The sequence below is a fragment of the Pseudomonas sp. FP597 genome (assembly GCF_030687435.1).
GTDB classification, from domain to species: domain Bacteria; phylum Pseudomonadota; class Gammaproteobacteria; order Pseudomonadales; family Pseudomonadaceae; genus Aquipseudomonas; species Aquipseudomonas lactucae.
Genome location: NZ_CP117432.1, coordinates 2,280,877 through 2,295,046 on the forward strand (window position 1 = coordinate 2,280,877; position 14,170 = coordinate 2,295,046).

General features: G+C 60.3%; 12 protein-coding genes. 5 read left to right on the top strand and 7 right to left on the bottom strand.

The features are described 5' to 3' along the window. Positions 1-43 precede the first annotated feature (43 nt). The 4 genes from PSH66_RS10690 to PSH66_RS10705 form a co-directional block, all read right to left on the bottom strand. Positions 44-1,141 (bottom strand): DNA alkylation repair protein, encoded by a 1,098-nt coding sequence (locus tag PSH66_RS10690; RefSeq protein ID WP_141064848.1) that lies wholly within the window; start codon positions 1,139-1,141, stop codon positions 44-46. 14 nt (positions 1,142-1,155) lie between these two features. After that, entirely contained in the window at positions 1,156-2,502 is a 1,347-nt protein-coding gene (locus tag PSH66_RS10695; protein ID WP_305429019.1) for a glutamine synthetase family protein, read from the bottom strand. 10 nt (positions 2,503-2,512) lie between these two features. Further along, the gene (locus PSH66_RS10700; protein ID WP_042945660.1) at positions 2,513-3,070 is read right to left on the bottom strand and encodes a helix-turn-helix domain-containing protein; all 558 of its coding nucleotides are present in this window, start codon (positions 3,068-3,070) and stop codon (positions 2,513-2,515) included. A gap of 217 nt (positions 3,071-3,287) precedes the next feature. After that, positions 3,288-5,450 (bottom strand): WG repeat-containing protein, encoded by a 2,163-nt coding sequence (locus tag PSH66_RS10705; protein ID WP_305429020.1) that lies wholly within the window; start codon positions 5,448-5,450, stop codon positions 3,288-3,290. Positions 5,451-5,633: 183 nt separating this feature from the next. Here PSH66_RS10705 and PSH66_RS10710 point away from each other — a divergent pair, with 183 nt between their 5' ends. Continuing rightward, a complete protein-coding gene (locus tag PSH66_RS10710) occupies positions 5,634-5,942 on the top strand; it encodes an RcnB family protein (protein WP_003173086.1) in 309 nt (102 codons plus the stop codon). 75 nt (positions 5,943-6,017) lie between these two features. Next, entirely contained in the window at positions 6,018-7,211 is a 1,194-nt protein-coding gene (locus tag PSH66_RS10715; protein WP_305429022.1) for an MFS transporter, read from the top strand. On the opposite strand, the gene PSH66_RS10720 is transcribed toward PSH66_RS10715, so the two are convergent. The 3 genes from PSH66_RS10720 to PSH66_RS10730 form a co-directional block, all read right to left on the bottom strand. After that, a complete protein-coding gene (locus tag PSH66_RS10720; RefSeq protein ID WP_042944462.1) occupies positions 7,174-7,446 on the bottom strand; it encodes a DUF1652 domain-containing protein in 273 nt (90 codons plus the stop codon). The two genes, PSH66_RS10715 and PSH66_RS10720, sit on opposite strands and share 38 nt — an antisense overlap. Before the next feature lie 101 nt (positions 7,447-7,547). Then, the gene (locus PSH66_RS10725; RefSeq protein ID WP_003173088.1) at positions 7,548-9,044 is read right to left on the bottom strand and encodes a PAS domain S-box protein; all 1,497 of its coding nucleotides are present in this window, start codon (positions 9,042-9,044) and stop codon (positions 7,548-7,550) included. 310 nt (positions 9,045-9,354) lie between these two features. After that, positions 9,355-9,600 carry a DUF3077 domain-containing protein gene (locus tag PSH66_RS10730; RefSeq protein ID WP_003173089.1) on the bottom strand — a complete coding sequence of 82 codons (246 nt, stop codon included), beginning with the start codon at positions 9,598-9,600 and terminating at the stop codon, positions 9,355-9,357. 395 nt (positions 9,601-9,995) lie between these two features. Here PSH66_RS10730 and PSH66_RS10735 point away from each other — a divergent pair, with 395 nt between their 5' ends. From PSH66_RS10735 to mgtA, 3 genes are all read left to right on the top strand, one after another. Further along, the gene (locus tag PSH66_RS10735) at positions 9,996-10,340 is read left to right on the top strand and encodes an FKBP-type peptidyl-prolyl cis-trans isomerase (protein ID WP_305429025.1); all 345 of its coding nucleotides are present in this window, start codon (positions 9,996-9,998) and stop codon (positions 10,338-10,340) included. Between the two features lie 14 nt (positions 10,341-10,354). Next, positions 10,355-10,936, top strand: a complete 582-nt coding sequence (locus PSH66_RS10740; protein ID WP_003173091.1) for a GNAT family N-acetyltransferase — start codon at positions 10,355-10,357, stop codon at positions 10,934-10,936. A gap of 483 nt (positions 10,937-11,419) precedes the next feature. Beyond that, positions 11,420-14,125 carry a magnesium-translocating P-type ATPase gene (gene mgtA / locus PSH66_RS10745; RefSeq protein ID WP_305429027.1) on the top strand — a complete coding sequence of 902 codons (2,706 nt, stop codon included), beginning with the start codon at positions 11,420-11,422 and terminating at the stop codon, positions 14,123-14,125. Positions 14,126-14,170 lie beyond the last annotated feature (45 nt).

The window sequence follows — 14,170 nt, forward strand, 5'->3', positions numbered from 1 at the left end:
GGGCTTGCTCCCACATTGATCTGTGTCGTCGCGGCAATTGTCGTCAATCGCGCAATTCAAATTCAGTACTGCCCAACCGCTCCCCATTCACCATCACATGCACCACATGCCGACCGGGATAGTGCTTGCGTGTGGTCAGTTCGCGGATATGTTGCTCACGGCTGATGGGCTGTTGCTCACCCGTGCCCAGGGTAAACGCCTTGAGCTTGAACACTTTGGCCGCACTGTGCCCGGCGCTTTTTACATAATCGATGGCGTAATCCACCACCAGTTTCTGTGGAATGGCGGCGGTGGATTCCAGGCTGAACGAGAGATTGATCCGCTCACCGAGCTTGATCACCGCTGGCGTCACTGTCAGGTGGTGGAGCTTCACCTCGGCCCTGGCCCCTGCGCCCATGATCGTCAACGCGCGGGGGTTGCCCTGCTTGATCAGGCTACGCAGCGCATGGCGGGCGATCCAGGCGGTGTTTGGGTTATCCAGGTTCCAGCCTTCGATCAGGCTGAGCACCCACTCGGGGTGGTCCTTGGTGATGTCGTTGAGGTGGTTGGCCACTGACTTGCGCACATAGAGGCTCGGGTCGGCCTTGAGGTTGTCGAGGATCGAGGCGCACAGCGTGGGGTTGGCCTGCACCTCGGCCAGGCGAAACGACCATGGCAGGCGCGGCCGCGAGCCTTCGCTGGCCAGGCGGCGCACGTGTTCGTTGGCATCCAGCGACCATTGCTGCATCACCGCCAAGGTGCGCGGCAAGTCTTGCAGCAAGAAGGCACGGATGGCGAACTCGGCGGAACCGAAGGTAGTGAAGTATTTGAGCGCGGCCATGGAGCGTTTGAAATCCGCCAGGCCGTAACTCGCCACGTAGTGCGGCAGGAACAGGCTGACAAATGAACTGTTCAGCCGCGGCGCCAGGGCGTGCAGCCGTTTGAGCGTTTGCGGATAATCCAGCGGGATCACCGCGTGCAGGCTTTCGCTGACCCGCGCCATGCGTTGCATTACCGATAACTCGGCCAGCCCGGCGGTGGCGTGTTTGAGGAAACCCTTGTCATCGAACGCCGGGTACACCGCTTTCATCTCGCTGGCGATGTGTTGCAGGCGTTCGACGTTGAAGATTTCCTTGAGGGCTGGGGCGCTTTGCTCGGTCATGGGGTGTGCCTTCGTTAGAGAAACCAGCGGTATTCCCGCGCATTGATCTCTTGCTGAAAGGCCAGGTGATCCTGGCGCTTGTTCTCGCAGTACACATCGACAAATTCGGCGCCCAGCTTATCGCGCACGACCGCGTGATGTTGCATGGCACGCACGGCGTCGAGCATTTCCACGGGGAAGTCGGTGCCGCTTGAGCGGTCCTCGTTCAGGGGCGCGATGGGTTCCTGTCGGATTTCAAGGCCATGCTCCAGGCCGGCGAGTATGGCCGCCAGCACCAGGTACGGGTTGGCGTCGGCGCTGGCCAGGCGGTGTTCGATGCGCAGGTTGCGCGGGTCGGACTCGGGGATGCGCACGCACGCGTCACGGTCCTCAAACCCCCAGCAGGCGCGGGTCGCGGCATTTACGGTGCCGCCCAGGCGGCGGAAGGCGTTGTGGTTGGGCGAGAAAATCGGCATGCAGTGCGGCAGCAGTTCCAGGCACCCGGCCACGGCGTGGCGCAGCGGTTGTTGCTGGTGCGCCGCCAGCAGGTTGTTGCCCGCGCCGTCATAGAGACTCACGTGCACGTGCATGCCACTGCCCGGAAATTGCAGGTACGGCTTGGCCATGAAGCTGGCGCGATAACCCTGCTTGAGCGCCACGCCACGGGTGCTGCGGCAGAACAGGGCGGCCCAGTCGGCGGCGCGCAGGCCGTCATCGAGGTGGCCGAAGTTGATCTCGAACTGGCCGGGGCCGAGTTCGGCGGTGATCACCGTGATGTCGATGCCCTGGTCCTTGGCCGTTTGCGCCATATCGTCCAGCACCTCGCTGAAACGCGACAGCCGCTCGATATGCAGGTTGGGCTGGTCATCGGCATCATCGCTCAGCGGGTCGCGGGCGAATTGCGCCAGGCCGTTGTCGAGTTTTTTGTCGAACAGGTAGAACTCCAGTTCAAACGCCACCACCGGATGAATGCCTTTGCGGTGCAGGCGTTCGATCACCTTGGCCAGCACTTCCCGAGGTTCGAATTCGATGGGCGCTTCGGTGCCGTCGGAGGTGATCAGCATTTGGCCCAGGGGTTGCGATTCCCAACTCACCGGCTTGAGCGTTCCCGGCACCAGGCGGCGGTTGGCGTCCGGGTCGCCATCGTTGAAGCAATAATCGCCGATCTTGAACAACCCGCCTTGCGCGCCCAGCAGCACGGCATTCTGCGGCAGCTTCAGCGGGCTGCCGGCAGCAATCTTTTCCAGCATCTCGATGGGGTAGCGCTTGCCGTAGAAATGCCCGGGAATGTCCAGGGCGATCAGGTCGACGTAACGCACCTTGGGGTGGAGCTGACGAAAGGTCCGTACTTCGGCCAGCAGCGCGGGGGAGTGACTTTTCACGGGGTTGCTCCTAGTTGTAAACCCACAGCACACGGGCGGGCAGGTCGGTCAGGTTGGCGTAGCGGCAATGGGCGAAACTGGCCAGGTGGAAACTGTCGCCAGGGCCGAGGGTGACCGAATCGGGCTCGCCGTCTACCCACAAGGTCAGCTCGCCTTCCAGCACGAAACCGGCCTGCTCGGCGCGGTCGCTCATGGTTTGTTCGCCGCTGTTGGCGCCGGGGGCCAGCAGGCTGTCGAGCATGGAAAACGCACCGTTCATGCTGGGGGACACCAGGATGTCGGTGATGCCGTTGGCGTAATACACCGTGCGCCGCTCGTTGGGGCGGGTGATCCAGTCCACGGCCTTGGGTTTGGGTTGGCTGTAGAAATACGTGGTGGGCACGTCCAGCGCGTGGCTGATGGCGGTGAGATCCGCCACGGTGGGTCGCGAAAGCCCGCGTTCGACCTGGGACACAAAGCCCACCGAGCGCTCGATCTTTTGCGCGAGTTGGGCCAGGGTGAGCTTCTTGTGCTTACGCAGGTCGTGGATCAGGGCGGCGAGGGTGGCGAGTTCTTCTTGTTGCGTCATGAAATTTATATCTTGAAATTTCATGAAAAATTACAGGATTAATTTCATGAAGGCAATGAGGGCAGCATTGATACGTGAATGCCCCGTGGGAGCTTGCTCCCGCTGGGCAGCGAAGCGGCCCCAACCGATCACCGCGTTCGTTCAGGTGGATTACGGTGGGGCTTTTTAGGGCTGCTGCGCAGCCCAGCGGGAGCAAGCTCCCTCGCCACGACGGCGGTCACTCGCGTTGGTAGCTGTCCACCTGAACTCCGTCGGCATTAAACACATTCACCCGGTTTTCGTCTTTCGCGTCCCAGATGCTGTACGTCGCGTCGTTGCTGTTGGTGGGCAGGCTGTAGGTGGTGTACGAGCCGAGTTTTTTCACCAGGGTGTTGTTTTTGTCGATCAGCACCAGGCCTCTGAAACCGTCCATTTCCGCCGAGGCGAGGTTTTTCTGGAAGGGGTTGAGACGGGTGTACTTCAGGGGCACGCGCAGTTTGCCGGTCAGGTCGAGCGCGCCGTAGCGTTCCCCTTTTTTGACCACGGCCATGCCGTTGGAGAACGGCTCGACTTCGTCATAGGGCAAGCTGATGGGCAGGGGTTTGCCTTCGGGGTTGATAAAGCTGTATTTCCGGCTTTTGCGGTCTTGCACCAGTTGCGGCTGGCCCTGGATAAAAGCGCCGATGGCCGTGCTGCCGGGTGGGTTGAGCTTTTGCAGTTTCAGCGTATAGACGTCTGTTTGTCCCCCGTCAGCCGAGGTGGTGTAGAGGTAGTCACTGGCGACGTCGATGTTGGAGAAACGCGGTGCCAGCAGTTCCTTGCCGGCCAGGTTCCACACACCGTAGGACGAGTCGCCGCCGTAGGTCTTCAGCCCAGGCCGGGCAATGAACAGGTCGCCGACCACCTGGACATTGACGTACTTCATCGGCACCACCACTTGCTGCTTCTTCACGTCGTATACGCCGTACGGTCCGTTGGTTTCGCGTTCGACGATCATCAGGTCATCGTTGATCGGCTTTTCGATGATCTCGAACGGCAACTCCTTCAACGTATGCCCCCCAGGCACGAACGCAAAGTACTTGAATAGCAACTGGCTCCAGCCATCTTTCTGCGGTGTCTTGCCCACCTGCATGTTGAATACGCCGGGCATCGGGCTGTACTCGATGCGTTCAAAACGCGGTTTGACCACCCATTGGCCGTTGCTGTCGATAAAGCCGCTTTTTTTCGTGGCGTTGTCGTAAGCGATATAGCGCGCCTGGGGCGGCACGCTGTTGTGCATCTCCAGCGTCAGGGTTTGCGGTTGGGTGGGGTCCAGCTGATAGATGACGATGCTCGCCGGGGTGTCTTCGAACTGGTAGGTGGCTTGCACGTTGGTCAGGGCGCTGGCGCGGGCGCTGTCCGGCAGACCGTTGATGAACTGCTCCAGGTGTTCCTGCAGCGCGGCGCTGGTGGTGTAGCGGGAGAAATTGTCCTGCATGCGCAGCAGTTCGTCGTAGTACGCGCGCAGGTTCGCCTTTTGCTCGGCGGTCGGCGGGGAATTGCTGCTGTTGCCGCCGCTGTAGAGTGTCTTGCCGTCGGCGTTCAGGCCCTCGACCACGTAGGTTTTGTCCTTTGGCGTGACCAACAGCAGCGAGGCGCGATCGTCCGCCAGGGCGGTCAATTGGTAGACCTCACCGTTGTCGCCGGTGACTTTCGGATGCTTGGGGTCCAGCACGATCTTCTTGAAGTCGGGGTAGCTCGGGTAGGTGAGGGTGACGCTGACGCGCTCCACCGGCTTGTTGACCTTGAGCTCGGCCTTGGAGGTGTCCTGTTCTCCGACATTTTCGAGCCCAACGTCGGCAAACGCCTGTTGCGTCCCGTCGCGAAAATACACGGTTTGTACGGCGTAACGTTCCTCCTCGCGCTGGTCGTGCAGGGCGCCACGCTTGAGGACCTCGCGGATCGGTTCCACGTCCAGTTTCAGTCCCGACTGGTTGTCGAAGAAAAGCTGCTCGAATGCCGGGGTTTTCCGCGCGAGCTCTTCCAGCGCCGTTTTCAGCTCGGCGGCGGGGAACGGCACAAAGGGTTCGTCATAGCGCAGCTGTTTTTTCTCGCCGGTCGGCTGGTCGGGGTTGGCTACCGGTGAAATTTCCAGGCGCATGCTTTCGATCATTGCGATCTGGTTGATGCTGTCGCGCGCGTCCATTTCCAGGTAGTTCAGGCGCTTTTTTGCTTGCGCCAGTGTCAGGCTGTGGAGGTCGTCCACCGCGCCTTCATTGAGCTGGTCTTCGCTGTATTCGGTGCCGCTGACCAAGCCGGTGACGACGTGACGGTCAACCAGGTAATAGGTTGCGCCGCCGAGTATGGCGATAACCACCAGGGCGCTGGCAAGGAGTTTGGTTCGGGTCAGGGCGGTTTTCATTATTGTCAGACTCGAGAATAGGGCTGGCGCAAGGTTAGCAGGTGAACGGTGGCGGGCGGTCTGGTTGTACGCAGTTTGTTTTACAAGCGGCGTGCGCGATACCAGGCGGATCTCACGCAGTGAATGATTGCGCGCGGTTGCGGTCGGAACCTGGGTATGCGCCATTCATTGAAGGAGTACCCAATGACGTCCAAATCCCTGCTTGCCTGCGTTTTAGTCGCTGCCAGCCTGAGCACCGCCAGCTTTGTCGTTCAGGCCGGTGATAGCCCCCAGGAAACCGTGCAGCCTTCGAACATCAATGCCCGTGATCTTAAAGAAGGCGACCGCGCCCCGGATATCCTGATGCGCAAGGAGTCGGCCATCGGCGACTGGAAAAAACGCGGCCTTAAGCAGCCAGAAGACGAAAGCCAATGGGCGCGCGTGGGCGATAAATACGTGCTGCTCAAAACCACCAACGGCACCATTTTGCAGATCACGCCTGTCAAAAAGTGATCTCCTTTTTTACTGTTCCTGCGTTAAGGTAACCGGCCGTAATGGTCGCGTTACCTTTGGAAGAATGAGAGCAGGATGCTTGCCACCCTCAGAAATTACCCTCGCACCGTAAACCTGTTGCTGAGCGCCACGTTGCTGCTGACGTTGGCCAAGGCGATCACGTTTCCGTACCTGGTGATCTACCTCACCCGTCACTTTGCCCTCGACATCAGCCAGGTCGGCCTGGTGATCGGCAGCTCGTTGATCGTCGGCTCGTTGCTGAGTGTCTATGGCGGTTTTCTCGTCGACCGTATCAACAGTTACCGCCTTCTCCTGGGGATGAGCGTGCTGTTCGTGCTGGGGTTTATCGGCACGTTGCTGGCGCAGAATATCTGGGCGTTCTACAGCTGCCTGATCCTGATCAACCTGGCCTATGCGGTCATCGATATCGCGATAAAGGCCGGTTTTGCCAGTCTGTTGCCTGAAGAAGCACGCAGCGAAGTCTTCTCTATCAAGTACACCCTGACCAATATCGGCTATGCGGTCGGGCCGTTTTTCGGTGCGATGGTGGCCAAGCTGGATATCAGCCTGCCATTTATGCTGTCGGCCCTGTTGGGGGCGGGATTTTTCCTGCTGTACTGGCGTTGGGGCGACCGCACATTGACCCGCGTGGATGTCGCACAAAAAACCGTGTCATTCCTGGCGGTGGGCCGCGTGCTGCTCAAGGACCATCGTCTGGTGTGCTTCACCCTCGGCGGCCTGCTCAGCGCAGTGGTATTCGGTCAGTTCACCGCTTACCTGTCGCAGTACCTGGTGACGACCACCACCGCCGAATACACCTACACCGTGATCAGCGCCGTGCTCACCACCAACGCCGTGCTGGTGATCGCGTTGCAATACCTGATTGGTCGGCGCATCTCGCATCGCTACCTGAGCCAGTGGCTGATCGCCGGTTTGAGTATGTTCATGTTGGGGTTGATCGGGTTTGCGCTGTCCACCAGCGTGCTGTGGTGGGTGGTGGCAATGGCGGTGTTTACCGTGGGGGAAATTATCGTCTTCCCGGCCGAATACATGTTTATCGACCGGATCGCCCCGGATCACCTGCGGGGCATGTACTACGGGGCGCAGAACCTGTCCAATCTTGGCGCCGCGCTGGGGCCGGTGTTGTGTGGGCTGGTGCTGGCCAGCCTGCCGGCGCACACCATGTTCTATATGCTGGGCGCATTCATCATCGGCGGTGGGGTGTTCTATTTCATCGGGGCGTCGTTGAAGGCCAATCCTCAAGCGTGAGTTTGCCCACGTTGTTGCTGTCCAGTTCGTAACGCAGCTCTTCGACCATCTTTTCCACTTCCTGCGGGGTCTGCAGCCGGTTGGTGCTGATCCCGGTGACCACCAGGTCCACCCGGCCGGTTTCGGCGTCGTAGACCTTGAGGGTCAAGGACGCATCCCGGCACAGGGTGAATTCGCAGGTCAGGGGCGACAAGCCTTCTTCGATGCTATTTCGCAGTTGAGCGAGGGTAAACATGCGGCTTCCTTCAAGGCATAGGTTTATGCGTTAAAGGTTATTGATTGGCCGCGTGCACCATAAGGCGAATTAGCACTAGGTCTACTAGTGCATTTGCACTGTCAGCGCTGTTTTTTTACCCGTAACTCCCCGGCAAACAGCCCGCGTTCACGGGCCCAGACGATTGCCGCGCTGCGGCTGTGCACCCCCAGCTTGGAGTACACCGTGGCCACATGGTTACGCACCGTGTTGGGGGCCAGCTTCAGGCGTGAGGCGATCTCCTTGTCGGCCAGTCCTTCGCAGATCAGGCCCAGTACGTCACGCTCGCGGGCGGTGAGGTCGGTGTAGCTGATGTTGGGCAGGTTGGGGCTGTTCACGCTCTTGGCGTTGGCCAGTTTTTCGATCAGGGTCTGGCTGAACCACGAGGCGTCCTGCATCACTTCCTCGATGGCCGCGACCAGCTCCAGTTCCGAACGCTTGCGCTCGGTAATATTCATCAGCACCAGCAGGTAGCACGGTACGTCCTGGATGATCACGGTGTCGGCGGACACCACGCAATCGATCACCTCGTTGCCTTTCTTGCGCACCTTGAGGTCCTGGCCGTCGAGGTTGCCGGCTTTTTCGAGGGTGGTGAACAACTGCGCCGCGCAATCGGCGTTGTCGATAAAGTCGATGTCCTCGATGGATTTGCCGATCAGTTCTTCGCTGATATAGCCGGTAATGCTCATGAACGCTTCGTTGACGTCCACCACCTGGCGGTTGGCGGCATTGCATACCAGGGTCGGCACCGGCGTGAGGCGGAACGACTTGGCGAAACGCTCCTCGCTCTGGCGCAGGGCAATCTCCGCCTTGCGTCGCGGCTCCAGGTCCATGAACGAAAACAGCATGCAGTCCTCTTCGTTCATGTCCAGCGGCTGGCCCGCGACCACCACCAGTTTGCTGCCACCTTCGGGCAGGCGCAGTTCGGCCTGCATCTGCGGGATGGTCGAGCCTTCGCCCAGGCGCTGGATGGCCAGGTCCTTGCGCTCGGCCTGTTCGAGTACATCCAGTTCATACACCGATTTACCGATGACCTGGTCGCGGTTGTAGCCGGTCATCTCCAAAAAGCCCTGGTTCACCTTGATGTAGCGCAGGTCGCTCAAACGGCAGATCACCGCGGGCGCCGGGTTGGCGTTGAAGGTTTTTTCGAAGCGCTGCTCGGCACTGGCCCATTCGGTGGCATCGCTGAGAATCAGCACCAGCAACTCCGGCTCACCGCGAGAATCATTGATCACCAGGCTGCGCAGACGGTGTACCCAGGTTTTGTCCGGGTCGGCGGTGGGGGTGACTTCCACCACCACGTCGCTGAATTCGTCACCCGCCGCTGCGCGGGCCAACGGGTAATTGTCCGGTTGCACGGGATGGTTATTGCGGTAGCGCAGGGTGAAGCGTTCGACATACTGCTGCCCGCTGGCGCCCAGCCCCATCACGTCGCCCACCCCATGCATGGCCAGCGCAGCTTCGTTGGCCCAGAGAATGGTCTGGTCGACCTCGGCCAGAATCACCCCATCGGACAGCCCGGAGATGATCTGCTGCAGTTGGCGACGGTTGGTTTCTTTGGCAAGGACGTCCTGGCTCATGGTGTCTCCCTGGGAAAAAGCGCATGAAAACTACGACACCCGGGGTGGCCGATAGTGCAGAGCAATTGCTTGGCGCACAGTGCGAATGCACTAGGGCGCAGGGGGCGTTCGGGCCGTACCTATGCCACGCGGCGGGCGCCATTGGCTTGTGGCGAGGGAGCTTGCTCCCGCTGGGCGCGAAGCGACCCAGATGTAAGTTAAGGTGTGTTTTCAGTTAAATCTCGGCGGCAGGTTTCGGGGCTGCTTCGCAGCCCAGCGCGAGCAAGCTCGCTCGCCACAACAAGCTTGCTCGTCACAGGGGGATGGAAGGCTAGCGCGGCTGCACGCATTCCAGCGAGCGATCCACCATCACGCTTGCCATGTCCACCAGGTGCATGACCGACAGCACCAGCGTGCGTGAAGTACCGTCCAGTTGATCCCCTGCCGTTTGCGCGGCCACGGCTGCGCAACGCAGTACGCTGCTGGCGTGGGCCAGGGCGTCTTCGAAGCTGAGGTCTGGGGTGGTGGTGAAGAATTGTAGTTCTGAAGCGGGTGGTGCGGGGACAAGTTCGTCCATTTTGAAGCTCCTCTAGTCGGTAAGGAGCCGCCACATCGCTGCTAAACGATTGAAGGGTGGCGGCCACGCGCAGGTTAGCAGACCGGTGACTAGGAACCCGGTGCACCCGAAGGTGCCCTGCGCACGGCCACCATGAAGCGTGGGCCGAAAAAAAGCGCCCTGCAAAAGGTGGCGCTTCGCGCCTAGTCATATCGGCGGGCTGCTAAACCCGGTCACTGAATTGGCAGTGACCGACGAAGACTAGCCAGCGGATGCAAGCGGCGCAAGCGGTTGGGATTCTCTCGGAAACGTCCTGCAAGTTAAAGGGAAATGTCGCTGCTGCGACTGTTCCTACACTTGCCAAACCCCACCGATTCTGGGAAAACCCCAGCCTTTACGCCTTTAACGAGTACCCCATGAGCCACGACGAACTGCAGATCACCGACATCCGCCCAGGCACCGGAAAGGCCGTGGTCAAGGGCGCGCTGATCACCACTCAATACACCGGCACGCTGGAAGATGGCACGGTGTTCGATTCGTCCTGGAAAAGGGGTAAGCCGTTCCAGTGTGTGATCGGCACCGGGCGCGTCATTAAAGGCTGGGACCAGGGTTTGATGGGCATGCGGGTGGGCGGGGTGCGCAGGTTGTTCGTGCCGGCGCGTCTGGCCTATGGCGAGCGGTCGATGGGCGCGCATATTACGCCCCACAGTAACCTGCATTTTGAGATTGAGCTGTTGGAAGTGCTGACGCGGGATGATTGAGAGAGGCGCGAGATATGGATATCACTTGCTCTCTTGAGGGGCTTCGGGTGGATGAGCTGAATGCAGGCGACGCAGCCGAGCTGCAGCGGTTTTTCGAGCAGGCGCCGGATTACTTCATCGCGGTCAACGGTGAGCCTGCCACGCCGACCGAAGCGCGCGACGAGTTGCAGGGGGCGTTGCCGGCCGGGTGGACGTGCAGCCGGATGTACTGGCTGGGCTATCGAGACGCTGACGATCGCTTGGTCGCCGTGGTGAATATTGCGGCGGATTTGCTCGCGCAGGGCGTATGGCATATCGGGTTGTTGCTGGTGGACTCGCGCAGGCATGGCACTGGCTTTGCGCAACGGCTGCATGCGGACCTTGAGCGTTGGGCATTAGAAAATGGCGCCCGGTGGCTGCGCTTGACGGTGGTGGTGGGTAACACCAGGGCCGAGCGCTTCTGGCCCAAACTTGGGTATGTGCAGGTGCGTACACGGGATGGGATTGCGATGGGTCGTCAGGTGAACAGGGTGTCGATTCAGGTCAAGGCGTTGGTGGAGGGCCATGTGGACGATTACCTGATACGGGTGGCACGCGATCGCCCCGTGGCACCGTAGCCGCGGATGTGCGCAGTCCCCTCCCGCATTCAAGCATCGGCATCTTCAATATTGGGGTTCCTGAACCCATCCTGAAGAATCCTCTTATTCACCACTCGGACACTTTCCTACGGTTTACTCTCCTGAGGTCGGGGCGTAAGCTTCGCGCGTTTTCATCAATAGCGGAGACCCTCAGTGGGTACTTGTTCGAGTGACAGTAGTCGGCCGGTTTCGGTAACCGGCACAGGCTTGGCAAGGTAACGCGCATTCATCCAATGCCGTTGTCTCGCCAAAAAAGCGAGAAGCGGCATCTCGGCAGCGGCCTGTCCTGGCAGCTGTTTGATTCCCTCTCATCGACGCTGACCAGCACCTGGGTAACCTCGGGATGCGACGGACGCGCCTGCCTTCAGGGTGGGCGGGCCAAGCCGGCTGTGCCTGTGTAACAGGCGCGGTGCGGAGGGGCGGTACCTGCACGACGGTTTTTCCTCGCGCAGGAGTTACACCATGAACCTCACCCTGTTGAAAGAGTTCTTTGCCGGTTTCCTGCGGACCCGGCACATCGCCCGGCATTTCCGTCGCCTGGCCATGCTCGAGACCGTCACCGATGCCAGCGTCAGCCGCGAAGTGCCGCCGACCCTGGCGCAAACCCTGGTGGTCGCGGCCAACAGCAGCACCGGGCAATTGCTCGGTACCTTGGGCAGCCATATCGAGGGCCTGAACACTCAGGAAGCCGAGACCCTGCGCGCGCAACATGGCCTCAATGAGGTCGAGCACGAGCAGCCGCTGCCATGGTGGGTGCACCTGTGGCACTGCTACAAAAACCCGTTCAACCTGCTGCTGACGTTGCTGGCGGTGATTTCCTGGCTGACCGAAGATATGAAGGCCGCTACGGTGATTTTCTCCATGGTGGTGCTGTCGACGCTGTTGCGTTTCTGGCAGGAGGCCAAGTCGAACAAGGCCGCCGATGCGCTCAAAGCCATGGTCAGCAACACGGCTACGGTGCTGCGCCGCGATGAAGCCAAGCGCATCGAATTGCCGATCAAACAATTGGTGCCAGGCGACCTCATCGTGCTGTCGGCCGGCGACATGATCCCCGCCGACTGCCGCGTGCTCAGTGCCAAGGATCTGTTTGTGAGCCAGGCGGCGATGACCGGCGAATCGATGCCGGTGGAGAAGTTCGCCCAGCAACAGGACGCCCACACGCGTAATCCGCTGGACCTGGAGAACATTCTGTTCATGGGAACCAACGTGGTGTCCGGCGCGGCCACGGCGGTGATCCTCACCACTGGCAACAGCACTTATTTCGGCGCGCTGGCCCAACGCGTGACGGCCACCGACCGTGCGACCACGTCGTTCCAGCATGGCGTGAACAAGGTCAGCTGGTTGCTGATCCGCTTTATGTTCGTGATGGCGCCGCTGGTGTTGTTCATCAATGGGTTCACCAAGGGTGACTGGACCGAAGCGCTGCTGTTCGCGCTGTCGATTGCGGTGGGCCTGACTCCGGAAATGCTGCCGATGATCGTCACGTCGACGCTGGCCAAGGGCGCGGTGTTTCTGTCGCGCAAGAAGGTCATCGTCAAGCGCCTGGACGCGATCCAGAACTTCGGTGCGATGGATGTACTGTGCACCGACAAGACCGGCACCCTGACCCAGGACAAAATTTTCCTGGCGCGCCATGTGGATGTGTGGGGCGAAGAGTCCGACGACGTATTGGAAATGGCCTACCTCAACAGCTACTACCAGACCGGCCTGAAGAACCTGCTGGACGTGGCGGTGCTGGAGCATGTGGAGGTGCATCGCGAGCTGAAGGTGGGCACGGCGTTCCACAAGGTCGATGAGATCCCGTTTGATTTCAACCGTCGGCGCATGTCGGTGGTGGTGGCCGAGCAAGGCTTGCCGCACCTGTTGATCTGCAAGGGCGCAGTGGAAGAGATCCTGTCGGTGTGCAACACCGTGCGCCATGGCGACACCAGCGAGGCGCTCACCGATGAACTGCTGGCGCGCATTCGCCAAGTGACTGCGGCGTTCAACGAAGAAGGCCTGCGCGTGGTGGCCGTGGCCGCGCAACCGATGGCACCGGGGCGTGACACCTACAGCCTGGCAGATGAAAACAACCTGACATTGATTGGCTACGTGGCGTTTCTCGACCCACCCAAGGAGAGCACTGCGCCGGCACTCAAGGCGCTCAAGGCCCACGGTGTGTCGGTCAAGGTCTTGACCGGCGACAACGAGCTGGTCACCGCCAAGATCTGCCGCGAAGTGGGCCTGGAGCAACAGGGCCTGCTGATGGGCAACGACATCGAAGACATGACCGACGCCGAACTGGCAGAGGCCGTTGAAGTCACCAATGTGTTCGCCAAATTGACGCCCAGCCACAAGGAACGCATCGTGCGCCTGCTCAAGGCCAATGGGCATGTGGTGGGCTTCATGGGCGATGGCATCAACGATGCGCCGGCGCTGCGCACGGCGGATATCGGCATTTCGGTGGACAGCGCGGTGGATATCGCCAAGGAAGCGGCCGACATCATCTTGCTGGAAAAGAGCCTGATGATCCTGGAGGAGGGTGTGCTGGAGGGCCGGCGTACCTTCGCCAACATGCTCAAGTACATCAAAATGACCGCCAGCTCCAACTTCGGCAACGTGTTCTCGGTGCTGGTGGCCAGTGCGTTCATTCCGTTTTTGCCAATGTTGCCGATGCACCTGCTGGTGCAGAACCTGTTGTACGACATTTCGCAGATCGCGATTCCGTTCGACAACGTCGACGACGAAATGCTGGCTAAACCACAACGCTGGCAGCCGGGGGATGTGGGCCGTTTCATGCTGTTTTTCGGGCCGATCAGTTCGATCTTTGACATCACCACGTTCGCGCTCATGTGGTATGTGTTCGATGCCAATACGCCAGACCATCAGACGCTGTTCCAGTCCGGCTGGTTCGTGGTGGGGCTGCTGACCCAGACCCTGATCGTGCACATGATCCGCACCCCGAAAATCCCGTTCCTGCAAAGCCGTGCGGCGATGCCGTTGATGGTGATGACCGGGGTGATCATGGCCGTGGGGGTTTTCCTGCCGATGGGGCCGTTGGCGCACTACTTCAAGCTGCAGGCGTTGCCGTCGCTGTACTTTGTGTTCCTGCCGGTGATTCTGCTGGCGTACATGGCGCTGACCCAGGCAGTGAAGGGCTACTACATCCGTAAGTTCGGCTGGCAGTAACCCGTTAATTCAATGTCCTGGACCTTGTGGGAGCAGGGCATAGGT